Genomic DNA, 22125 nt, shown 5'->3' with positions numbered 1-22125 from the left:
TTGAAAGCAATCCGATGACCCGCCCACGCTTCCGCTGGCATATCGTTGTGTTTCTTGCACCTGCCGTTCTTGTCTATACGGCGGTGATGATCTTTCCACTGTTCAACACGCTGCGTCTGGCGCTGTACACAGAGGTCGATCAGACCCGCATGTTCGTCGGTTTGCAGAACTTCCGGACGTTGTTTTTCGATCCGGTGTGGTCGGAACAGTTCTGGAATGCCTTGGGGAATAATTTCTGGTTCTTCCTGATTCACATGCTGGTGCAGAACCCTATCGGAATTGCGCTGGCGGCCCTGCTCAGCCATCCGCGCCTGCGGTTTTCGGCCCTGTACCGCTCGGCAATCTTCATTCCCACGATCCTGAGCTTCGTGATCGTCGGTTTTGCCTGGAAACTGATCCTGTCGCCCATCTGGGGCATTGCGCCTTCGATGCTGGACGCGGTTGGGCTGAAGTTTTTGTTCGCACCGTGGCTGGGCAAGGAAGAATACGCCCTGACCACCCTGGCACTGATTTCGGTCTGGCAGTTTGTGGGCATTCCGATGATGCTGATCTATGCCGCCCTGCTGACCATCCCCGAAGAAATCCTTGAGGCTGGCGAGATTGACGGCATCACCGGGGCTTCCGCCTTCTGGAAGATCAAGCTGCCGCTGATCCTGCCGTCGATCGGGATCATTTCGATCCTGACATTCGTGGGGAACTTCAACGCCTTCGACCTGATCTATGCCGCGCAGGGCGCGTTGGCGGGGCCCGATTTCTCGACCGACATTCTGGGCACGTTCATGTACCGCACCTTCTTTGGCTTCCAGTTGCAACTGGGCGACCCGCATATGGGTTCGGCCATCGCCGGGGCGATGTTCGCGATCATCCTCGTGGGCGTCTGTATCTACCTGTTCGGCATCCAGACCCGGATGCGCCGGTATCAACTGTGAGGGTCCAGCGATGAACAAAGCACGTCAAAACCCTTTCAACACCGCGGCCATGCACGGCGCACTGATCCTGTACACGCTGATCGCCCTGTTCCCGGTCTTTGTGATCCTGATCAACAGCTTCAAGACCCGCCGCGCCATCTTTCGCGAGCCACTTGCCCTGCCCAGCGCGGACAGCTTCTCGCTGATCGGTTATGAGACGGTAATGAAGCAGGGGGATTTCTTCCTCTATTTCCAGAACTCGATGATCGTCACTGTTGCTTCGCTGTTCTTCATCCTGCTGTTCGGGGCGATGGCCGCCTATGCGCTGTCCGAGTACCAGTTCAAGGGCAACCTGCTGATGGGGCTCTATCTGGCGCTCGGGATCATGATCCCGATCCGGATCGGCACCGTGGCGATCCTTGAGATGATGGTGGCGACCGGGCTGGTGAACACCCTTTGGGCGCTGATCCTAGTTTACACGGCGCAAGGGTTGCCGTTGGCTGTGTTCATCCTGTCCGAGTTCATGCGACAGGTCAGCGACGATCTGAAAAACGCGGGCCGCATCGACGGGCTGTCGGAATACACGATCTTCTTCCGCCTCGTGCTGCCTCTGGTCCGCCCCGCTATGGCCACTGTCGCCGTGTTCAACATGATCCCGATCTGGAATGACCTCTGGTTCCCGCTGATCCTGGCCCCGGCCGAGGAAACCAAAACGCTGACGCTGGGCAGTCAGGTCTTCATCGGCCAGTTCGTGACAGACTGGAATGCGGTCCTGTCCGCCCTGTCGATGGCGATCCTGCCAGTGCTGATCCTGTATGTCATCTTCTCGCGCCAGCTGATCCGCGGCATCACTTCCGGAGCTGTCAAATGACCCGTGTTCTGATTGCAGGTCTTGGCAATATGGGGCTGAGCCACGCGCTGGCCCATCACCATCACCCGGACGCGCAGATCGTCGGGCTGGTGAACCGGTCGGGTTGTGTGGATCACCCCGAGCTGGACCAATATCCGGCCTATTCGGATTTCCAGACCGCGCTGGCCGAGACCAAACCCGATCTGGTGGTCGTCGCCACCTATTCCGACAGCCACGCCGATTTTGCCTGTGCCGCGATGGAGGCAGGCGCGCATGTGTTCGTGGAAAAGCCGCTGGCCACTAACGTCGCCGACGCATGGCGGGTGGTCGAAACGGCAACTCGGCTGGGTCGCAAACTGGTCGTGGGTTACATTCTGCGCCACCACCCGTCCTGGATGCGATTGATCTCCGAAGCGCGCGGTTTGGGCGGGCCGTATGTGTTCCGCCTGAACCTGAATCAGCAATCCTCGGGCGCGGAATGGGAAACGCACAAGGCGCTGATGCAGACCACCTCACCCATCGTCGATTGCGGTGTGCACTATGTGGACGTGATGTGCCAGATCACCGATGCGCAGCCCGTCCGGGTGCACGGTATGGGCCTGCGCCTGTCGGACGAAATCGCCGAGGACATGTACAACTATGGCCAATTTCAGGTTGTCTTCGACGATGGTTCGGTCGGCTGGTACGAGGCCGGCTGGGGTCCGATGATGTCGGAAACCGCGTTCTTCGTGAAGGACATCGTCTCGCCCAATGGTTCGGTCTCGATCACCGACGGCAACAAGGGCGCGTCGGCGGATATCGACGGCCATACCAAAGTCGGCGGTCTGCTGATCCACACACCGGACGGGGATCGTACCGTCGAGATGCCCAACGAGCCCGGGCATCAGGAACTCTGCGATGCCGAACAGGCTTATATGCTGCGCGCCATCGCCGAGGATATCGACCTGACCCGCCATATGAACGACGCCGTCCAATCCCTTGCCATTTGTCTGGCCGCGGATCAAAGCATCCGCACCGGCCAGCCCGTTTCCCTGCAGGAGCCCGCGAAATGACCGCCCTGACCCTGAGCAATGTGAACAAATCCTTCGGCAATGTGCATGTCCTAAAGGACATCACGCTGGAAGTGGAGGAAGGTGAATTTGTCGTCTTTGTCGGGCCTTCCGGCTGCGGCAAGTCCACCCTGCTGCGCGTGATTGCAGGGCTTGAGGATGCCTCTTCGGGCGAGATCAGCATCGGCGGACAGCAAGTCAATCTGGTGCCCCCGTCCCGGCGTGGGATCGCGATGGTGTTTCAGAGCTATGCGCTCTACCCCCATCTCAGTGTTCGCGGCAACATGACCCTGGCACTGAAGCAGGAAAAACAATCGAAGGCGGTGATCGAGGAACGTGTCGCCAATGCCAGCCGAATGCTGAACCTCGAACCGTATCTGGATCGTTACCCCTCGGAACTGTCGGGCGGGCAGCGGCAGCGTGTGGCCATCGGGCGTGCCATCGTGCGCGAACCCAAACTGTTCCTGTTTGACGAGCCGCTGTCCAATCTGGACGCCGCCCTGCGGATGAACACCCGCATCGAGATTGCCAATCTGCATCGTGCGCTGGATGCGTCGATGATCTATGTCACGCACGATCAGACCGAAGCGATGACGCTGGCCGACAAAATCGTCGTGCTGCGCGATGGCCGCGTGGAACAGATCGGCAGCCCGATGGAACTGTATAATAATCCGGCCAACCAGTTCGTCGCCGGGTTCCTGGGGTCTCCGTCGATGAATTTCCTGCCCGAGGGATTGGTGCAGGATGGTGGCCGAAACACCATCGGCATCCGCCCCGAGGACCTGTTCCTGTCGGATGACGGCCCGCTTGCGGCCCGTGTCAGCCATGTCGAGAAACTGGGCGGCGATACAAATGTCATTGCCAGCGTGGCTGATCATGCGGTAACCGCGCGTCTGTTCGGACAACACTCAATCTCGGAGGGTCAGGAGTTACGGTTTGCCTATGCTCCGGACAAGGCCTACCGGTTCGACACGTCGGGCCAGCGACTGCGCTGACGTGATATCAAGTCAAAGCGCAGGCAGACCATCTTGTCTGCAACCAGCGAAGACTGCCCTTCCAGAATGGCGGAACGTATCGGTTGTTCTCAGCGCATCGCAAAAAATTCATTTCTCAGCCCGGCGGATGGCATCCTTAACGCTCTTGTTAACGCCCTGTCATAATGACGCTCTACATCCCTTTCATCCACTTTTTCAGACAGCCAGGAGCCATCCATGAAAGACGTTGACCTCACCACCCTTTCCGCCGATGACTGGGACGAACTGCACTTTCCCCGCCCCGAAGAAAATGATTTTGACCGCGTCGTAGAAAGCGCCATTTCGCGCCGCGGCTTCCTGGGCGGCGTGCTGGCCTTTGGCTCGGGTGCGGCAGCCATGGGCGCGGGCCTGCTGGGGTCCACTTCGGCCCGGGCGCAGACCGCCTCGCGCTTTGCGTTCACGCCGATTGCAGCCCAGACCGATGGCAGCGTTCACGTCCCCGACGGGTATGAGTGGAAAATGCTGATGCGCTGGGGTGATCCGCTGTTCGCAGACGCAGATGGTTACGATGTGACCGAAGGTGGCCCGGTCGAAAACTCGGACATGGTTTTCGGTGAAAACACCGACGGGATGGAGACGTTCTCGTTTCAGGGTCACGAATTGATCGCGATCAATCACGAGTATCCGAACCGCAAAACCAACCTGCCTGCCGCGCAGGAAGGTGTTCCGGCCAACGCAGGCGATGTTTTGAAGTTCCAGAACATTCAGGGCGTCACCGTGATGGAGATCACCGAAAGTCCCGATGGCTGGTCGGTTGTCAAGGACAGCCCGTTCAACCGTCGTATCCATCACAACACGCCTATGAAAATCGTGGGTCCTGCAGCCGGTCATGACCTACTGAAAACCGAAGCTGACCCGACCGGAACCACGTCTCTGGGAACCATGAACAACTGTGGTTCGGGCAAGACGCCCTGGGGCACCTATCTGACCTGCGAAGAAAACTTCAACGGTTATTTCGGATCGTCGGACGAAAACGCGACCTACGACCAAAAGGTCGCGGACGGCATGGCGCGTTACGGCATCAAGGCCGAAAGCTGGAATTTCTATGAGCTTTTCGATCCGCGCTTTGACACATCGAAGAACCCGAACGAGCCGCACCGCGCAGGCTGGATCGTTGAAATCGACCCGACCAGGCCGGACAGCACGCCTGTCAAGCATACCGGTCTGGGTCGCTTCAAACACGAAAACGCCGAAGTGACGCTGGCGGCGGATGGTCGTGTCGTTGTATACATGGGCGACGATGAACGGGGCGAGTATCTGTACAAGTTCGTCTCGAACGGTACCTATCAGCCGGGCGGTGAAACCGAGAGCCTGCTGAACGATGGCACGCTGTATGTGGCCAAGTTCAACGACGACCTGACCGGTCAATGGCTGCCGCTGACGCCGGAAACCACCGGCATGGATGCGGCTGAGATTCTGATCTTCACCCGCATGGCGGCCTCGGCCGCAGGTGGCACTACGATGGACCGTCCCGAATGGGTGGCTTCCAGCCCGGTTGCGGTTGAGGCATATTGCTGCCTGACCAACAACAAGAACCGTGGCGTCAAACCGAATGCCGGCGGCGACGATACCTCGGCGAACGGGCCAAACCCGCGCAACGAGAACAAGTACGGTCAGATCGTGCGCTGGCGCCCGGCAAACGATGACCACGCGGCGGAAGGGTTCGACTGGGACCTGTACGTCATGGCCGGAAACCCGGCCGTGCATTCGGATGACCGCGCCGGTTCGCCAAATGTGAACGAGGGCAACCTGTTCAACTCGCCCGACGGTATGGCCATCGACACAACCGGCCTGGTCTGGATCCAGACTGACGGCAATGATGACAACGAGGAAGATTTCGCAGGCAACGGCAACAACCAGATGCTGGTTGGTGACCCGGTGACGGGCGAGATCGCGCGCTTCATGACCGGGCCGAACGGCTGTGAGGTCACCGGTCTGGCCTGGTCCAGCGATCTGCGCACCATGTTTGTCGGCATTCAGCACCCGGGCGGCAACTGGCCCGATGGCGGCACACCGCGTTCTTCGGTGATCGCGATCAAGCGCGCCGATAACGGGTTGGTCGGTTAAGTCCAAAGAATGCCCCCGGTCTCGTCGGATCGGGGGCGTTGTTGTGTCAGATATCTTCACCCGGTGGCGCCAGCGGCCCGTTCGGACCCATCAGGTGGCGTTCGGACAACCACGGGTTCAGCTCCAGCGCCTGTGTCAGCGCAGCGCGCGCTTCTTCGATCCGCTGCAATCCCAGAAGGGTCAGCGCCCGGCCGCTTAAGGCCGCGACATGGTTCGGGGACAGATCAATCGCCTTGTCCAGATCGGCCAGCGCGGCCGGAAAGTTCTGCCCCAGGTAATGCGCGAACGCGCGCTGGTTATATCCCTCTGCATAGGACGGGCAGTAGGCGATCAGGCCGTTGAAATCCTGGATCGCGCCCAGCAGATCCCACGCGTGCAGCCGGGCCATACCCCGATCCAGCGTGGCCTGCGCTCTGGCATCCGGTGCATCCGTCCAGAACGCCCACAACTGGCCGGACAATGCGCGGGCGGCCTGTTCGCTCTCGGCCTGCTGAATCTGGGCAATCACGTCCGATATGCCGCCGGAGTGATCCGGTGCGGCAGGGCAGCCCTCGGACCGGGCCGCAACCGTTGAAAAGGTCAGCAGAATGCAGGCGGCGGCGACGGTTTTCATGGCCCTATGGTGACGCAGACAAAGGTTTCGTCAACCCATCCCGTCAATCGCCCCGGACAGGCCGGTTTCCTTTACTGCCTCCATCGCCACGAAGGTCGAAGTGTTGGCGACATGGGGGAGAGACGATATTTTCTCGGCCAGCACGGCGCGGTATTCGGACATCGACCCGGTGCGGATTTTCAGCAGATAGTCAAAATTCGACGCAATCATATGGGCTTGCTCAATCTCGGCCACCCTGCGCACTGCCGCGTTGAATTCTGCCAGCGCTTTTTCCCGCGTGTCCGTCAGACGAACCTCTACAAAGGCGACATGGTCCAGACCCAGACGAATAGGGTCCAGCATGGCGCGATATCCAGTGATGATGCCTTCGGCCTCAAGCCGCTTTACACGCGCCTGGGTCGGGGATTTCGACAACCCGATCCGCCGCGCCAGATCGGCGACTGAAATTCGTCCATCTTCGGCCAGAATCGTCAGGATGGTCCTGTCAAACCGGTCCAGATCAAGGCGGTCTTTTTGCATCGGAAATCCTCAAAAAATCAGGTCGTTCGCCTTCTGAATACCTCATTTAAGGCGATTGTCCCGAAAAATCGGCGATATACTCATCAAAAGCCCGGAGGATTCATGTCACACAGCCTGCGCACCCATATTGATAGCCAAACCTATGCCGATCAGGCCACCATTCTGGAGGCGCTGATTGCGCAGGCTGAGTTGTCCGAAACCGATCGCGCCGCGATCAGCACAGCCGCCGCACAGCTGGTCCGCGATATCCGGTCCAGCACCTCGCCGGGCATGATGGAGGTGTTTCTGGCCGAATACGGCCTGTCCACCGATGAAGGCGTCGCGCTGATGTGTCTGGCCGAGGCGCTGTTGCGCGTTCCGGACGCCGACACGATCGACGCGCTGATCGAGGACAAAATCGCACCGTCCGACTGGGGCAAACACCTGGGACAGTCTTCATCTTCGCTGGTCAACGCATCCACCTGGGCGCTGATGTTGACGGGCAAGGTGCTGGACGAAGGCAAAACATCGCCGGTCAGCGCCCTGCGCGGTGCGATCAAACGGTTAGGCGAGCCGGTCATCCGCACCGCTGTCGGGCGCGCGATGAAGGAAATGGGTCGTCAGTTCGTTCTGGGCGAAACCATCCAATCCGCGATGGACCGTGCCAGCGGGATGGAGGCCAAGGGCTACACGTATTCCTATGACATGCTGGGCGAGGCCGCGCGGACCGAGGCCGACGCCGCCCGCTATCACCTGTCCTATTCCCGTGCGATTGCGGCTATCGCCGATGCCTGCACCCATGACGATATCCGGGCCAACCCGGGGATTTCCGTAAAACTGTCGGCGCTGCACCCGCGCTATGAGCTGGCGCAGGAACAACGCGTGATGGACGAGCTCGTCCCCCGCCTGCGGGCGTTGTGCCTGCTGGCCAAGGCCGCTGGAATGGGCCTGAATGTCGACGCCGAGGAAGCCGACCGCCTTTCACTGTCTCTTCAGGTGATCGAGGCCGTGATGGCCGAACCCGCGCTTGCAGGCTGGGATGGCTTCGGAATCGTGGTCCAGGCCTATGGGCCGCGCGCGGGGACGGTGCTGGATACCCTTTACGACATGGCCGAACGCAATGACCGAAAGCTGATGGTGCGGCTTGTGAAGGGCGCGTATTGGGACACCGAGATCAAACGCGCGCAGGTCGAGGGCGTGGATGGGTTTCCTGTCTTTACCCACAAAGCCGCAACGGATGTTTCCTACATCGCCAACGCGCGCAAGCTGCTGGGCATGACCGACCGGATCTACCCGCAATTCGCAACCCATAACGCCCATACCGTCAGCGCGATCCTGCACATGGCCGAGGCGCAACCTTTTGAGTTTCAGCGCCTGCACGGCATGGGTGAAACCCTGCACCAGATCGTCAGGGACCAAAGCAACACACGCTGTCGGATCTACGCTCCGGTCGGGGCGCATCGCGATCTTCTGGCCTATCTGGTTCGGCGTCTGCTGGAGAACGGCGCGAACTCGTCCTTCGTGAACCAGATCGTGGATGAGGCGGTTCCGCCCGAAGAAGTTGCCGCAGACCCGTTCACCACCATTCAGGAGCCGAAGCCACCCCTGCCGACCGGCCCGGAGTTGTTTCAGCCCGAGCGGCCGAACTCGCGCGGGTTTGACCTGCACCATACGCCGACGCTCGACAGGATCGACGCCGCGCGCGATGCGTTTCGGGCGCACCACTGGTACGCGCGGCCGCTTCTATCAGACGATGCAAATCCCGAAGACGACCAGCCGGTCATCAACCCGGTGCAGCCACAGGACACGCCCGGCGCGGTGGCCCCCGCCAGTGCAGCCGATGTCGAACTTGCGCTGGCCTCAGCCTCAGCGTGGCAGGCCGCAGCGTCGGACCGGTCGCGCATTCTGAACACCGCCGCTGATCTGTATGAGGCGCATTTCGGTGAACTCTTTGCCCTGCTGGCGCGTGAAGCGGGAAAATCCCTTCCCGACGCGGTCGCGGAGCTGCGCGAGGCGGTGGATTTCCTGCGTTACTACGCCGTAAACATTCCTGATGCCCAGCCAGCCGGAACGTTCACCTGCATCAGCCCGTGGAATTTCCCGCTGGCAATCTTCACCGGGCAGATTTCGGCCGCGCTGGCCACCGGCAATGCCGTTCTGGCCAAACCCGCACCGCAAACCCCGCTGATTGCGCATCGGGCGGTTCAACTGATGCATGAGGCTGGAGTGCCGCGCGACACGCTTCAGCTGTTGCCAGGCGGGCCATCTGTAGGCGCGGCGCTGACCTCGGATCCTCGTGTGTCCGGCGTGGCCTTTACCGGATCAACCGCTACGGCGCTGAAAATCCGGTCTTCGATTGCGGATAATCTGCGCCCGGGTACACCGTTGATCGCGGAAACCGGCGGGCTGAATGCGATGATCGTGGACAGCACCGCCCTGCCCGAACAAGCCGTGCAATCGATCATCGAAAGCGCGTTTCAGTCGGCTGGTCAAAGATGTTCAGCGCTGCGATGCCTCTATGTTCAGGAAGATATCGCCGACGATCTGCTGACCATGCTGACGGGCGCGATGGATGCTCTGCAAGTCGGCGACCCGTGGCTGATCGCGACCGATTGCGGCCCGGTGATTGACAAGGCGGCGCGGCAGGTCATCGCGGAACACATCGCCAAGGCTCGCACCGACGGACGCGTCGTCAAAGAGATCGGCACCCCACCCGAGGGCACTTTCATAGCGCCAACGCTGATCGAAATTCCCGGCATCGCCGCGCTTGAGCGTGAGGTGTTCGGCCCTGTCCTGCATGTCGCCCGGTTCAAGGCGTCCGAGATCGATCAGGTCATCGCCGACATCAACGCGACAGGCTACGGGCTGACCTTCGGCCTGCACACCCGCATCGACGACCGTGTGCAACACATCACCGAGGCCGTCCATGCCGGCAACATCTATGTCAACCGCAACCAGATCGGCGCGATTGTCGGCTCTCAGCCATTTGGCGGCGAGGGGCTGTCGGGGACGGGTCCGAAGGCCGGCGGCCCAAACTACATGGCCCGGTTTTGCGCGCCCGATCGCAAAGCTCACACCGGACAGTGGGACACGGTCATGAGCGAGCTGCCCGCCCCCGATGGCCAACCCGCGTCGGTTCGCACCCGGTCCCTGCCCGGACCGACGGGCGAATCCAACCGATTGAGTGAAATACCGCGCGCGCCCCTGCTGTGCCTGGGTCCCGGCGCCGATGCGGTACGCGCTCAGGCTGAGGCGGTCGAGGCTATGGGTGGCACCACGATCCGGGCAACCGGGTCGTTTGACGTTCACAGGTTGACGCATGTCACTGGTATTTCCGGCGTATTGTGGTGGGGCGACGAAGATACGGCCCGCGATCTGGAACGCCATCTTTCTGACCGCGACGGCCCGATCCTGCCGCTGATCCCGGGTCTGCCTGACAAAGCGCGGGTCATGGGTGAACGCCACGTCTGTGTGGACACCACCGCGGCTGGTGGCAACGCGGCCTTGTTGGGTGGTGCGGCGTAAGCGTGCCTTGACGCTGGGCCGGGAAAAGCCCAGCGTCGCCTCATGTTTCCGATCCGTGACCATAACCCTTCGGGGCGCACGCCGTTTGTCGTTTACCTGCTGATGGCAGCCAATGTCCTGATTTTCCTGAGTTATGTCGGCATCACGCAGGACGCGCCACGCATCAACCGCCTGTATTTCGACTATGCCGTCATTCCGGCCCGGATTACCGACGGTGTTGCGCTTGAAACCCTTGTGACCTCGATGTTCCTGCATGGCGGCTGGATGCATCTGGCGGGGAACATGCTGTTTCTGTGGATCTTCGGCGACAATCTGGAAGACGAGATGGGGCACCTGCCCTTTTTACTGTTTTACCTGGTCGCCGGGATCGGAGCCGGCCTGATCCACGTCGCCACCGCGCCCGGTTCCGTGGTGCCAACCATCGGCGCGTCCGGGGCGATTGCCGGTGTCATGGGCGGCTACCTGCTTTTGTTCCCAAAGGCGCGGGTGGACATTCTGCTGATTGTGATCGTCTATTTCCGGGTCTTTTCCATTCCGGCCTTTGTCATGCTGGGCGTCTGGCTGGGGATGCAATTTCTGGGCAGCCTTTCCAGCAACCCGGACGAAGGCGGCGTCGCTTATTGGGCGCATACCGGCGGCTTCTTCGTTGGGCTGATCTTGTGCGTGCCGCTGTGGCTGAAACGCGGCGGGCCGGAATACTGGAGCCGCACCCACGGTCACCCGCCCCACCCGGAACATAAGTACAAGCTGTCGCAATCCCGTATCCCGCGGGTGCCGCGCAAATAGGCGTCATCCACCGGATTGTTCCGGAATCCGCCCTCCGCTTAGCTGTGTGATCTCCCTTGCCGCGCTCTGCACCAGCTCTCCGAGACCCTGAGCCCGTTCGGCGTTAAACCGGACGGTTGGTCCGGACACGGAGATCCCGGCGCAAGGTTCCGCCCGGTCATTGAAAATCGCGGCGCCGATGCAGGACATGCCCTCATAACGCTCTTCCCGGTCATGCGACCAGCCGCGCGCGCGCGTCGTTGCAAGGTCCGCCTGCAACCCTTGCCCGGGCACAAGCGTATGGCTGGTAAAACGCTCCATCTCGGAGGCAGCCAGAATCCTTGAAACCACGGCTTCACTCATCGCCGCCAGAATCGCCTTGCCGGTGCCCGACGCGTACATCGGCGTCCGTGCGCCCGGCGGGAAAAAGGCCCGGATCGGATTGGGTGTCTCGACCTGTCCGACAAAGACCACCTCTGCCCCGTCCGGTACTGCCAGGTTCGCTGTCTCTCCGCTGTCCTGCATCAGGCGACGCAGGATCGGCCGACCGATTTCAAGCACACTGTTGCGGCGCAGGAACGAGGCGCCGGTTCGATAGGCTTCGACCCCAATCATCCATTCCTGTCGTTCCTCGTCAAAGGCAACAAATCCGTGTTTCTGCAAGGTCACCAGAATGCGGTGAGTCGTGGCGGTCGGAACATCGACCTCGCGGGCCAGATCGCTCAGCGCCGCGCGTTCCAGCCGCGCCACCGACGTCAATACGCCCAGCGCGCGATCCAGCGACTGCATGGTCCCGGCCGAGCTTTCCTTGAACAGTGATTTGGGCCGGCCACGCGGCCTTTTCTGAGCGTCCATCCCGTCTCACTCCCTTCGACGCGCCGAGATTTTCTGAATCGGCCCATTTTCGCATTGGAAAATGAAAAACAGAAAACTTCACGATTACAGTGAATTGGGTATTTAATTGCAAAAATGAAAATGTTTTTCAAGAAAATTGCACCGTGCAGGGATTTCCGTGACACTTACCTCCAAAGCGGAGGAACAAGAGATGTCCAACCAAAACCCGGTTTTTATACCCGGCCCCACCAACATCCCGGATCGGTTGCGCCTTGCCATGCAGGTTCAGACGCAGGATCACCGCGCGCCGGATTTTGTCGAAACCTTTGCGCCGGTTCTTGAAGACACCAAAAAGGTGTTCGGCACCACATCCGGCCAGATTGTGACCTTCCCGGCCAGCGGAACCGGCGGGTGGGAGGCCGCGGTCACCAACACGCTCAGCCCCGGTGACAAAGTCCTTGTCGCGCGCTACGGCGTTTTCAGCCATCGCTGGATTGACCTGTGCGAACGTCACGGTCTGGATGTGCAGGTGATCGACTGCCCCTGGGGCACTGGTGCCCCGGCAGATCTGTTTCAGACCGCCCTAGCCGATGACACAGCCCAGGACATCCGCGCGGTTCTGGTGACACATAACGAGACGGCCACCGGCGTCCGATCAGATATCAGTGCCGTGCGACAGGCAATGGACACCGCCCAGCACCCGGCACTGTTGTTCGTGGATTGCGTCAGCTCTTTGGCCTCGATGCCGTTCGAATTTGATGACTGGGGCGTCGATATCGCCGTTTCGGGCTCGCAGAAGGGGTTCATGCTGGCCACCGGCATGGCGATCCTGTGCGTCAGCCCCAAGGCGCAGGAGGCGATGAAAACCGCAAAACTGCCGCGCACTTTCTTTGACTTCGGCGACATGATGGCCGCCAACGCGTCCGGCGGGTTCCCGTACACGCCGCCGCTGCAACTGATCTACGGGATGCGTGAAAGCCTGAAGATGCTGTTCGAAGAGGGGTTGGAGAACGTCTACGCCCGCCATCACCGTCTGGCCGAAGGTGTGCGCCGCGCGGTGGATGCCTGGGGCCTGAAACTGGTCGCGCAATCGCCCGATCTGTATTCCGACACCGTCAGCGCGATCTATGTGCCCGAAGGTTTCGACAGCAACTTGCTGACCGACCACGCGTTCAACGCCTATGGCGTGTCCTTCGGCGTCGGGTTGGGCCAACTGAACGGGCGGGCCTTCCGCATCGGCCATCTGGGCAGCCTGACCGACGTGATGGTCTTGTCCGGGCTCAGCACGATTGAGATGGCAATGGCCGATCTGAACTATCCGATCACTTTGGGCAGCGGCGTCGCCGCAGCGCAGGACTATTTCCGCACTGGCCCGTCCGACAGCGCCAAAGCGGCAGCCTGAGGAGGATGGCGATGTTGGATCACACCCCCGCCGCAGACCTGAACGTTGACGACATGCGCGCCGCGCATGCGCGTATCAAAACCCATATCCGGCGCACTCCGGTGATGGTGTCCGACTACCTGAACGACCTGACCGGCGCGCAACTGTTCTTCAAATGCGAGAATTTTCAGGAGGCCGGTGCCTTTAAGGTGCGCGGTGCCTGCAACGCCGTGTTTGGCCTGGGTGACGACAAGGCGGAAAACGGCGTCTGCACCCATTCCAGCGGCAATCACGCGCTGTCCCTGTCCTATGCCGCCGGACGTCGGGGTATCCCCTGCAACGTGGTCATGCCCCGCACGGCCCCGCAGGCCAAGAAGGACGCAGTACGCCGTTATGGTGGCACCATCACCGAATGCGAACCGTCGACCTCATCCCGCGAGGCGACCTTTGCCGAAGTGCAGGCCCGGACCGGCGGCGAATTCGTGCACCCCTATAACGACCCGCGTGTCATTGCCGGACAGGCCACGTGCTCGGCCGAACTGCTCGAACAGACCGGCGGCGTGGATGCGGTCATTGCCCCCATCGGTGGCGGCGGCATGGTGTCAGGCACATGTCTGACGGTCTCGAACCTTGCACCTGAAACGGCCATCTACGCGGCCGAACCCGAACAGGCAGATGATGCCTACCGTTCGTTCAAGGCCGGACACATCATTGCCGACGACGCGCCCAAAACCGTGGCCGACGGGCTGCTGGTGCCGCTGAAAGAGAACACGTGGCATTTCGTATCCAACCACGTGACCGACATCTTTACGGCCTCTGAAGACGAGATCGTCGATGCGATGAAACTGACCTGGAAATACCTGCGCGTGGTGATGGAACCGTCCTCGGCGGTGCCACTGGCGACCATTCTAAAGAACCCCGACGCGTTTCGGGGAAGGCGCGTCGGGGTGATCATCACCGGCGGCAATGTGGATCTGGACAAGCTGCCCTGGCTGAAGGGGTAAGGAGGAACAACATGAACAAACCCGTTAACATCAATGAGCTTGAGGTTGGCTTCGACATCCCCGCCGCGATTGGCATGGACGAAAGCGAGATTCAGACGCCCTGCCTGATCCTCGATCTGGACGCGCTGGAGCGCAACATCAGGAAGATGGGCGATTACGCCAGGGCCCACGGCATGCGCCACCGCGTGCATGGCAAGATGCATAAATCTGTCGATGTGGCCAAGCTGCAGGAAAAACTGGGCGGGGCTGTAGGTGTGTGCTGCCAAAAAGTGTCGGAGGCCGAGGTATTTGCCCGCGGAGGCATCAAGGACATTCTCGTCTCGAACCAGGTGCGCGACCCGGCCAAGATCGACCGGCTGGCGCAGCTTCCGAAACTGGGGGCCCGCACCATTGTCTGCGTCGATGACATCGAAAACGTGGCCGATCTGTCCGCCGCGGCTGTCCAACATGGCACCGAACTGGAGGTTTTTATCGAGATCGACTGTGGCGCGGGGCGCTGCGGCGTGACCACGACTCCGGCTGTTATCGACATCGCCAAGGCGGTCAAAGCAGCACCCAACCTGAAATTCACCGGCATTCAGGCTTATCAGGGCGCGATGCAGCACCTCGATACCTATGAGGCGCGCAAGGAAAAGCTGGAAACAGCCATCGCCATGGTCAAGGACGCCGTGGACGGCTTGAGGGCCGAAGGCATTGAATGCGAGCTGGTCTCGGGCGGCGGCACGGGGTCATATTATTTCGAAAGCAATTCGGGGGTTTACAACGAATTGCAATGCGGATCCTACGCTTTCATGGACGCCGATTATGGTCGCATTCTGGACAAGGACGGCAAGCGGATCGATCAGGGCGAATGGGAAAACGCGCTGTTCATCCTGACCGGCGTGATGAGCCATGCAAAGGCCGACAAGGCGATCTGCGATGCGGGCCTCAAGGCGCAGTCGGTCGACAGCGGTCTGCCCTTCATCTACGGGCGTGACGATGTGGAATACCTCAAATGCTCGGACGAGCACGGGGTGATCGGCGACCCGAACGGCGTTCTAAAGGTCAATGACAAGCTGCGGCTGGTGCCCGGGCACTGTGATCCCACCTGTAACGTACATGACTGGTATGTGGGCGTGCGCAACGGCAAGGTCGAAGCGCTTTGGCCCGTCTCTGCCCGTGGCAAGGCCTATTGAAAGATGAGGGATGTCATGAACACACAAGACGGCCTGCTGATTGTGGGCGAGGAGCTGTGCGAACAATTGGTTGGCCGGAAACAGGCTTTTGATGCCGTCCAGTCCGTCTTTGGCGCAATGGCCGGCGGCGGGGCGCGGAACTTTCCGGTGGTTCGCGAGGCGCTGGGATATGCCGATGCGCTTTACGGTTTCAAATCGGGCTTCGACCGTGACGGACAGGTATTGGGTGTGAAATCCGGCGGCTATTGGCCGGGCAATGCCCAGCAGGGTTTGACCAATCACCAATCCACCGTGTTCCTGTTCGATCCCGATACCGGGCAGGTCTCGGCACTTGTTGGCGGCAACTATCTGACAGCGTTGCGCACGGCCGCCTCTTCGGCGGTTTCCATCGCCCATCTCGCCCGGTCCGACGCCAGGGTTCTGGGCATGGTCGGTGCCGGGCACCAGTCAACATTTCAACTGCGCGCCGCGGCCGAGCAGCGCGACTTTGAAAAAGTTGTCGCCTGGAACCCGCACCCCGAGATGCTGCCCCGTCTGGCGGCCGTCGCCGAAGAGGTCGGGCTGGAGTTCGAGGCCGTCAGCCAACAGGGCCTGGGCGCGCAGGCGGATGTGATCATCACGATCACTTCTGCCTTCGAGCCGCTGCTGATGAAGGATTGGATCAAACCCGGCACACATCTCGCCTGCATGGGCACCGACACCAAGGGCAAGCAGGAGGTCGACGCCGCCCTGGTCGCGGGCGCCACGGTCTTCACCGACGAAGTCGCCCAATCCGTGAGCATCGGCGAAGCGCAGCACGCCGTTGCCGCCGGCACATTGAGCGGAGATGCAATCACGCCGATCGGTGCCGTCATCAACGGCAATCATCCCGGACGGACAAACCCGGATGAGATTACTTTGTTCGATGGAACCGGCGTGGGTCTTCAGGACCTTGCCGTCGCCTCAGTCGCCGCACAATTGGCGGATGAGGCCGGTCTGGCCCAGCGCGTGATCCTTTGAATTGAAAAAGCGCGCCTCGATCAGGGCGCGCTTGCAACTGTGGATTTTGAAAGGGCGATTCAGCCCCGGATCACCTTGGCGAACTGGTCGAAGATCGGTTCGTTCGAACAGATCACCTCGCCATCCTCCAGCACGCTGCCTTCGGGGTTCAGGGCCTGAACGAATCCGCCCGCCTCTTTCACGATGATGATCCCGGCGGCCAGGTCCCACGCGTTCAGGCGGCGTTCCCAGAATCCTTCGTACCGGCCGGCCGCCACATAGGCCATGTCCAGCGCCGCGGCACCCCAGCGGCGCACGCCGGCACAGACGGGCATCAGGCGGGCCAGATCCTGCAATGTAGCAGGCAGGTCCGAGCGCCCCCCGAAAGGCAAGCCAGTCGAAAAGATCGACTCGATCATGCGGTGACGACCAGACACGCGGATACGGGTGTCGTTCATCCACGCGCCTTCGCCTTTTTCGGCAAAGAACATCTCGTCCTTGGCCGCGTCGTAAATCACACCGGCCACGATCTTGCCCTTGTGTTCCAGTGCAATTGAAATCGCCCAGTGCGGCAGGCCGTGCAGGAAGTTGGTGGTGCCGTCCAGCGGGTCCACGATCCAGCGGCGGGTCGGGTCTTCACCAGCGATGGACCCACCTTCTTCGGCCAGCCAGCCATAGGTCGGGCGCGCGCCCAGCAGTTCCTCTTTCAGGATCGCTTCGGCGGCAATGTCGGCTTTCGAGACGAAGTCCCCCGCGCCCTTCATCGAAACCTGCAGGTTCTCGACTTCACGAAAATCCTTGACCAGTGAACGCCCCGCCTTGCGCGCGGCTTTGATCATGATGTTGAGGTTTGCACTGCCAACCATTTTCCAAAGGCTCCTGTCCGGTCAAACCGCGCGTATACTGATGCAATGCGCCCTTGCCAAGAGGAATGATGCGCATAGCCGACCCGCGTTCAGCGCCTATTGCGTCTGCAGCTTGCGCGCCTCGGTCCCGGCCAGTTCGATCAACTCCTGCACATAGGGTTTTTCAAGATCTTCAGTCCGGACCGCCGCGAAAAGGCTGCGGGTGATCCCGTCTTTGGTCAATGGGCGCGTAACATAGTCGGAACTGTATTTCACCTCGCGGACAACCCAGTCCGGCAGGACAGAAATTCCACGGTTCGAGGCGACCAGCAACAGGATCACCGCCGTCAGTTCGACCTGCCGGATCGCCGCCGGTTCGACGCGCGCGGGGATCAGCAACTGGCTGAACACGTCCAGCCGCGTGCGCTCGACCGGATACGTGATCAGGGTCTGTCCGCGAAAATCCTCGGCCTCGATAAACTCTTTCTGCGCCAGCGGATGCGCCGATGCGGCCACGAATACTGCATCGTAATCGAATAATTCGATAAATTCGACGCCGGGCAGGTCCTCGGGGTCGGATGAGACGACAAGATCGACCTCTTCTTTTTGCAGCGCAGGCAACGCGTCAAACGCCAGACCCGGACGGATATCGACATCAACATCACCCCAGGATTTCCGAAAGGTTTCAAGCACCGGGAACAGCCATTCGAAACAGGCATGGCACTCGATCGCGATATGCATCCGCCCGGTGCGCCCGTCGCGCAACGACGAAAACTCCTGCTGGGTTGCTTCGACCTGCGGCAGGATTTGCTCGGCCAGCCGCAAAAGGCGCAATCCGGCCGCCGACAGTTTCATCGGTTTCGACCGGCGCAGGAACAATTCGACCCCGGCCTGATCCTCTAGCCCCTTGATCTGATGGCTCAGCGCCGATTGCGTGATATTCAACTGATCCGCCGCACGGGCAAGCCCACCGCATTCGTGGATTGCCTTGATCGTGCGCAAGTGTCGGAATTCAATGTGCATTGCAGCGTGACTCATGTTGTTCTTGAATAATATGAGTTTGTCTCACATTGCGCAAACTGGCACAAGGTTTGAGCAAGGAACAAGTGAGGCCGCCATGACCAAGCCAGAAATATCATTCGAGTTCTTTCCGCCCAAGACGCTTGAGGCCTCGTTTCGGCTTTGGGATACGGTTCAGACACTGGCCCCGCTTGAGCCACGCTTTGTCTCGGTCACCTATGGCGCCGGCGGCACCACACGGGAATTGACCCGCGATGCCGTGGCCACGCTGCACAAATCCTCGGGCCTGCCCGTTGCCGCGCATTTGACATGCGTCGACGCCTCGCGCCAGGAAACGCTGGAAATCGCGGATACCTTCGCGCGCGCGGGCGTACAGGACATCGTGGCCTTGCGCGGCGATCCGCCCAATGGTCAGGATCGGTTCGAGCCGCATCCCAACGGGTTTGCAAACTCGGTTGAACTGATCTCGGCCCTGGCGGAAACCGAGATGTTCAGCATTCGCGTTGGCGCCTACCCGGACATTCACCCCGAAGCGCAGAACGCCCGTACGGATATCGACTGGCTTAAGGCCAAGCTGGATGCCGGAGCGGACGAAGCCCTGACACAGTTTTTCTTTGAGGCCGAGACATTCTTTCGCTTCCGCGATGCCTGTGCCAAGGCGGGTATCGACAAGCCCATAGTGCCCGGCATTCTGCCGATCGAAAACTGGAAGGGCGCCCGCAATTTCGCCAACCGGTGCGGCACGCGAATCCCGCCATGGATCGATCAGGCGTTTGAAAAAGCCGTGCGCGACGACCGCGAGGAATTGCTGGCCACGGCCCTGTGCACCGAGCTGTGCTCGGACCTGATCGAAGGTGGTGTCGACAAGCTGCACTTCTATACGCTGAACCGCCCGGAGCTTACGCGCGACGTGTGCTTTGCACTGGGAATAACCCCGAAAGCCGAGTTGCAGAACGTCGCCTGATCACGGGCGGAACCCTTGCCGACCCGGGCCTGATTCAGGCTCCGGGCGGTTGTCTGCTCAGCACGCTCATTTTTGGCGGGGCAAGGGCATGAACAATCAGCTCGCAACCCGTCCAATTGTTCTCTGAACCTCCTGAATTTTCGTTCAAATTTGACAAACCGGCCTGCCTCTTCAAACTGCGCCTGTACGGTTTGTTAATGAGTGATTTGAGTAATGGAGCCTGTCGAAATGATCAGGGCACGCGCCGATGCGCTGCGGGCCCTTGGCCTGGATCAAAATGCCGGGTCCGACGATATCCGGGACGCCTGGCGTCATATCGCTTTTCATGCCCATCCGGACCATACCAACGGCGATTGCACCAGCTTTGCCCGCGCCAAAGAGGCCTATGACTATCTGCGCCGCGAAGGGCTGACCGTCAAAGGACAAGCCACGGGCCAGCCGCGCCGGCCAAAGCTACGAAAACGCGTGATCGAATTGGAAAGAAAAGATATCGATGCCTGTCGCGTGTTGTTGAACACAGCATTGCCGCACACGCCGGACGGACGCGACACAAGTGCCGAGGCTCATCCCACCGCCGACGCGGACCACGTGCCCGACGCGGTTGGCTTTTACGGCCGCCACCTGACCTATTTTGTCCCCACACCTGTTTGTCAGGGCGCAAACCGGGTGGCTTTGCCGACCTCGGTTTTTGCCGCGGTCCGGCGGTTGGAGACCGAGGTGCTCAGCTTTCAGTCCAAAGATTCGGGTGCGGGTGAGGTCGTGGTTCCGGAAACGATCACCGCCCGCAAATTCCCCGGCGCCAAAAGCGTTCGCATCAAATTCGAAGCCGATCAGCAGATACGGGATGAGTTCTGGCTGGCCGGCTGATGTGACATCAAAAAAGCCCGGCCAAACCAGCCGGGCTTTGCGGGCGCGTAAGAATGCTCAGTTCGCAACCGGACCTTCCGAGGTGAATTTAGGAATGACGCTGGAGGACGCGCCGTCCGGTTCGATCCCCGGCCAGTTCCCTTCGGCCAGGTTAATGTTGCCGGGCACGTCTTCTTCCCAGAAGCCGACGACGACGTCGGTAATGTTCAGGTACAGCTTGTCATCCACAATCCGCCAGAGGTTCGGGTTTGCCGGAACCTTGCCGCCGCGCGACACGCCATAGGCGCAGTGCCCGTCATATTGCGGAGCATAATAGGCCGGGTTCTCAAGGAACTTGTCGCGGTTCTCTGCGGACGCGAACGCCCAGGTTGCACCGTTATATTCCGCGGTGATATCGGCGCGGCCTCGCACGCCTTCGGGCTGGGACTGACCGACCGGCACCTGATCCAGACTGCGATAGGCAACGACGTCATAACCCGACACGGCATACCCGGTGCCATCCACATACTGATCACCGGCAAAGGCCGGAACGGCAAAGGTCAGGGCGGTTGCAAAGGTCAGGGCGAAGCGTTTCATAGGGTCAATCCTTTTGTCCTCGGGGTTCTGGGGCGGCCCGCCTTGCGGGTCTGGACAGACAATAGGCGAATTCGTCTGGTTAGGCAGTCCCGCTCGCGGCGCTGTGACATCGAATGAGGAAACGTGAGATGATCAGCCCCGATTGTTACAGGACCCGACCGACATCCGGGGTTGGACTCTGCCCATTGCAACATTAGCTGTTGAGGCGAACGGACAATTCACCCGAACTTTGCTGAGAAAGGCAAGTAATGACCGAGCAATCCAGTTACACACCGCCCAAAGTCTGGACATGGGACAGCACCAGCGGCGGGCAGTTCGCCAATATCAACCGCCCGATTGCCGGCGCCACCCATGACAAGGACCTGCCTGTCGGGCGCCATCCGCTGCAGTTGTATTCGCTGGCAACACCCAACGGTGTCAAAGTGACCGTGATGCTGGAAGAGCTTCTGGCGCTGGGTCACGAAGAGGCTGAATACAACGCCTGGCTTGTCAATATCGGTGAGGGCGATCAGTTCAGTTCAGGCTTTGTGGGGGCGAACCCAAACTCGAAGATACCGGCACTTTGGGACCGTTCCGGCGAGGAACCGACCCGCGTCTTTGAAAGCGCGTCGATCCTGTTTCATCTGGCCGAGAAATTCGATGCCTTCCTGCCGAAATCCGGCCCTGAACGCACCGAGGTGATGAATTGGGTGTTCTGGCAGATGGGCAGCGCGCCCTATCTGGGGGGCGGGTTCGGCCACTTCTATGCCTACGCGCCTGAGAAATGGGAATACCCGATCAACCGGTTCGCGATGGAGACCAAGCGGCAACTGGACGTTCTGGATCGCGAGCTGGCCACCAAGACGTATATCGCGGGCGAGGATTATACGATCGCGGACATGGCGATCTGGCCCTGGTACGGCCAGTTGGTCCTGGGGCGTCTGTATGACGCTGCGGAATTCCTGGATGTGGAATCCTACGAAAACGTAATGCGCTGGGCTAAGGCAATCGACGCGCGGCCTGCGGTCAAGCGCGGCCGCATGGTCAACCGCCCGTTCGGAGAGCCGCACACCCAGCTTCACGAACGTCATGACGCCAGCGATTTTGAGACCCGCACTCAGGACAAGCTGGAGCCCGCCGCCGAATAATGGATCGCCCCGCAGGTCGGATACCTGCGGGGCTTTTCGCAAGGT

Annotated in this window: 20 protein-coding genes; 14 read left to right on the top strand and 6 right to left on the bottom strand. The window is 60.6% G+C overall.

What is annotated here, in order from left to right:
* Positions 1–14: 14 nt before the first annotated feature.
* From ACR0D8_RS01585 to ACR0D8_RS01565, 5 genes are all read left to right on the top strand, one after another.
* A complete protein-coding gene (locus ACR0D8_RS01585; RefSeq protein ID WP_475158693.1) occupies positions 15–929 on the top strand; it encodes a carbohydrate ABC transporter permease in 915 nt (304 codons plus the stop codon).
* Between the two features lie 10 nt (positions 930–939).
* A complete protein-coding gene (locus ACR0D8_RS01580; RefSeq protein WP_480644179.1) occupies positions 940–1779 on the top strand; it encodes a carbohydrate ABC transporter permease in 840 nt (279 codons plus the stop codon).
* Positions 1776–2810: a Gfo/Idh/MocA family protein gene (locus ACR0D8_RS01575; RefSeq protein WP_480644178.1), complete on the top strand. Its 1035-nt coding sequence runs from the start codon at positions 1776–1778 to the stop codon at positions 2808–2810. Before ACR0D8_RS01580 ends, ACR0D8_RS01575 begins: the two co-directional genes overlap by 4 nt.
* Positions 2807–3802: an ABC transporter ATP-binding protein gene (locus tag ACR0D8_RS01570; protein WP_480644177.1), complete on the top strand. Its 996-nt coding sequence runs from the start codon at positions 2807–2809 to the stop codon at positions 3800–3802. The genes ACR0D8_RS01575 and ACR0D8_RS01570 overlap by 4 nt, the downstream gene beginning before the upstream one ends.
* Positions 3803–4018: 216 nt before the next feature.
* Complete coding sequence (locus ACR0D8_RS01565) at positions 4019–5908, top strand: PhoX family protein (protein ID WP_480644176.1); 1890 nt, start codon at positions 4019–4021, stop codon at positions 5906–5908.
* Between the two features lie 46 nt (positions 5909–5954).
* Here the strand turns inward: ACR0D8_RS01565 and ACR0D8_RS01560 are convergent, their stop codons facing one another.
* Positions 5955–6521, bottom strand: coding sequence for a tetratricopeptide repeat protein (locus ACR0D8_RS01560; protein WP_480644175.1), 567 nt, complete (start codon positions 6519–6521; stop codon positions 5955–5957).
* A gap of 30 nt (positions 6522–6551) precedes the next feature.
* A complete protein-coding gene (locus ACR0D8_RS01555; RefSeq protein ID WP_475158684.1) occupies positions 6552–7040 on the bottom strand; it encodes an Lrp/AsnC family transcriptional regulator in 489 nt (162 codons plus the stop codon).
* A gap of 102 nt (positions 7041–7142) precedes the next feature.
* Between ACR0D8_RS01555 and putA the strand changes: the two genes are divergently transcribed.
* Both putA and ACR0D8_RS01545 read left to right on the top strand, forming a co-directional pair.
* Positions 7143–10544 carry a bifunctional proline dehydrogenase/L-glutamate gamma-semialdehyde dehydrogenase PutA gene (putA, locus tag ACR0D8_RS01550; RefSeq protein WP_480644173.1) on the top strand — a complete coding sequence of 1134 codons (3402 nt, stop codon included), beginning with the start codon at positions 7143–7145 and terminating at the stop codon, positions 10542–10544.
* Between the two features lie 42 nt (positions 10545–10586).
* Positions 10587–11330: a rhomboid family intramembrane serine protease gene (locus tag ACR0D8_RS01545; RefSeq protein WP_480644172.1), complete on the top strand. Its 744-nt coding sequence runs from the start codon at positions 10587–10589 to the stop codon at positions 11328–11330.
* Positions 11331–11333: 3 nt separating this feature from the next.
* On the opposite strand, the gene ACR0D8_RS01540 is transcribed toward ACR0D8_RS01545, so the two are convergent.
* Positions 11334–12164 (bottom strand): IclR family transcriptional regulator, encoded by an 831-nt coding sequence (locus ACR0D8_RS01540; protein WP_480644171.1) that lies wholly within the window; start codon positions 12162–12164, stop codon positions 11334–11336.
* Between the two features lie 190 nt (positions 12165–12354).
* Here ACR0D8_RS01540 and bhcA point away from each other — a divergent pair, with 190 nt between their 5' ends.
* From bhcA to bhcD, 4 genes are read left to right on the top strand one after another with little or no spacing between them, the layout of a single operon-like run.
* On the top strand, positions 12355–13545 hold the full coding sequence (bhcA, locus tag ACR0D8_RS01535) for an L-aspartate--glyoxylate aminotransferase BhcA (protein ID WP_480644170.1): 1191 nt from the start codon (positions 12355–12357) through the stop codon (positions 13543–13545).
* Between the two features lie 11 nt (positions 13546–13556).
* On the top strand, positions 13557–14528 hold the full coding sequence (gene bhcB, locus ACR0D8_RS01530) for a beta-hydroxyaspartate dehydratase BhcB (RefSeq protein ID WP_480644168.1): 972 nt from the start codon (positions 13557–13559) through the stop codon (positions 14526–14528).
* An 11-nt stretch (positions 14529–14539) separates the two neighbouring features.
* Positions 14540–15703 (top strand): 3-hydroxy-D-aspartate aldolase BhcC, encoded by a 1164-nt coding sequence (gene bhcC / locus ACR0D8_RS01525; RefSeq protein ID WP_480644167.1) that lies wholly within the window; start codon positions 14540–14542, stop codon positions 15701–15703.
* A 33-nt stretch (positions 15704–15736) separates the two neighbouring features.
* Entirely contained in the window at positions 15737–16702 is a 966-nt protein-coding gene (gene bhcD, locus ACR0D8_RS01520) for an iminosuccinate reductase BhcD (protein ID WP_480646337.1), read from the top strand.
* A 59-nt stretch (positions 16703–16761) separates the two neighbouring features.
* On the opposite strand, the gene ACR0D8_RS01515 is transcribed toward bhcD, so the two are convergent.
* Together ACR0D8_RS01515 and ACR0D8_RS01510 are read right to left on the bottom strand one after the other, a co-directional pair.
* Complete coding sequence (locus tag ACR0D8_RS01515) at positions 16762–17547, bottom strand: inositol monophosphatase family protein (protein WP_480644165.1); 786 nt, start codon at positions 17545–17547, stop codon at positions 16762–16764.
* 96 nt (positions 17548–17643) lie between these two features.
* Positions 17644–18549 (bottom strand): LysR family transcriptional regulator, encoded by a 906-nt coding sequence (locus tag ACR0D8_RS01510; protein WP_480644164.1) that lies wholly within the window; start codon positions 18547–18549, stop codon positions 17644–17646.
* Between the two features lie 94 nt (positions 18550–18643).
* Between ACR0D8_RS01510 and metF the strand changes: the two genes are divergently transcribed.
* A complete protein-coding gene (metF, locus tag ACR0D8_RS01505; RefSeq protein ID WP_475158659.1) occupies positions 18644–19510 on the top strand; it encodes a methylenetetrahydrofolate reductase [NAD(P)H] in 867 nt (288 codons plus the stop codon).
* 228 nt (positions 19511–19738) lie between these two features.
* Positions 19739–20377: a J domain-containing protein gene (locus ACR0D8_RS01500; protein ID WP_480644162.1), complete on the top strand. Its 639-nt coding sequence runs from the start codon at positions 19739–19741 to the stop codon at positions 20375–20377.
* Positions 20378–20434: 57 nt separating this feature from the next.
* On the opposite strand, the gene ACR0D8_RS01495 is transcribed toward ACR0D8_RS01500, so the two are convergent.
* Positions 20435–20953 carry a YHS domain-containing (seleno)protein gene (locus tag ACR0D8_RS01495; protein ID WP_475158653.1) on the bottom strand — a complete coding sequence of 173 codons (519 nt, stop codon included), beginning with the start codon at positions 20951–20953 and terminating at the stop codon, positions 20435–20437.
* A 248-nt stretch (positions 20954–21201) separates the two neighbouring features.
* Here ACR0D8_RS01495 and yghU point away from each other — a divergent pair, with 248 nt between their 5' ends.
* Entirely contained in the window at positions 21202–22080 is an 879-nt protein-coding gene (yghU, locus tag ACR0D8_RS01490; RefSeq protein ID WP_480644161.1) for a glutathione-dependent disulfide-bond oxidoreductase, read from the top strand.
* Positions 22081–22125 lie beyond the last annotated feature (45 nt).

This window comes from Ruegeria sp. BG10 (assembly GCF_056538575.1).
This window is presented reverse-complemented; position numbering and strand designations above follow the sequence as displayed.

What these genes read in the sequence shown, in the direction of transcription:
- ACR0D8_RS01585 (WP_475158693.1), top strand. Translation starts at nt 15, where the DNA reads ATGACCCGCCCACGCTTCCGCTGGCATATCGTTGTGTTTCTTGCACCT.
- ACR0D8_RS01580 (WP_480644179.1), top strand. Translation starts at nt 940, where the DNA reads ATGAACAAAGCACGTCAAAACCCTTTCAACACCGCGGCCATGCACGGC.
- ACR0D8_RS01575 (WP_480644178.1), top strand. Translation starts at nt 1,776, where the DNA reads ATGACCCGTGTTCTGATTGCAGGTCTTGGCAATATGGGGCTGAGCCAC.
- ACR0D8_RS01570 (WP_480644177.1), top strand. Translation starts at nt 2,807, where the DNA reads ATGACCGCCCTGACCCTGAGCAATGTGAACAAATCCTTCGGCAATGTG.
- ACR0D8_RS01565 (WP_480644176.1), top strand. Translation starts at nt 4,019, where the DNA reads ATGAAAGACGTTGACCTCACCACCCTTTCCGCCGATGACTGGGACGAA.
- ACR0D8_RS01560 (WP_480644175.1), bottom strand. Translation starts at nt 6,521, where the DNA reads ATGAAAACCGTCGCCGCCGCCTGCATTCTGCTGACCTTTTCAACGGTT.
- ACR0D8_RS01555 (WP_475158684.1), bottom strand. Translation starts at nt 7,040, where the DNA reads ATGCAAAAAGACCGCCTTGATCTGGACCGGTTTGACAGGACCATCCTG.
- putA (WP_480644173.1), top strand. Translation starts at nt 7,143, where the DNA reads ATGTCACACAGCCTGCGCACCCATATTGATAGCCAAACCTATGCCGAT.
- ACR0D8_RS01545 (WP_480644172.1), top strand. Translation starts at nt 10,587, where the DNA reads ATGTTTCCGATCCGTGACCATAACCCTTCGGGGCGCACGCCGTTTGTC.
- ACR0D8_RS01540 (WP_480644171.1), bottom strand. Translation starts at nt 12,164, where the DNA reads ATGGACGCTCAGAAAAGGCCGCGTGGCCGGCCCAAATCACTGTTCAAG.
- bhcA (WP_480644170.1), top strand. Translation starts at nt 12,355, where the DNA reads ATGTCCAACCAAAACCCGGTTTTTATACCCGGCCCCACCAACATCCCG.
- bhcB (WP_480644168.1), top strand. Translation starts at nt 13,557, where the DNA reads ATGTTGGATCACACCCCCGCCGCAGACCTGAACGTTGACGACATGCGC.
- bhcC (WP_480644167.1), top strand. Translation starts at nt 14,540, where the DNA reads ATGAACAAACCCGTTAACATCAATGAGCTTGAGGTTGGCTTCGACATC.
- ACR0D8_RS01515 (WP_480644165.1), bottom strand. Translation starts at nt 17,547, where the DNA reads ATGGTTGGCAGTGCAAACCTCAACATCATGATCAAAGCCGCGCGCAAG.
- ACR0D8_RS01510 (WP_480644164.1), bottom strand. Translation starts at nt 18,549, where the DNA reads ATGCACATTGAATTCCGACACTTGCGCACGATCAAGGCAATCCACGAA.
- metF (WP_475158659.1), top strand. Translation starts at nt 18,644, where the DNA reads ATGACCAAGCCAGAAATATCATTCGAGTTCTTTCCGCCCAAGACGCTT.
- ACR0D8_RS01500 (WP_480644162.1), top strand. Translation starts at nt 19,739, where the DNA reads ATGATCAGGGCACGCGCCGATGCGCTGCGGGCCCTTGGCCTGGATCAA.
- ACR0D8_RS01495 (WP_475158653.1), bottom strand. Translation starts at nt 20,953, where the DNA reads ATGAAACGCTTCGCCCTGACCTTTGCAACCGCCCTGACCTTTGCCGTT.
- yghU (WP_480644161.1), top strand. Translation starts at nt 21,202, where the DNA reads ATGACCGAGCAATCCAGTTACACACCGCCCAAAGTCTGGACATGGGAC.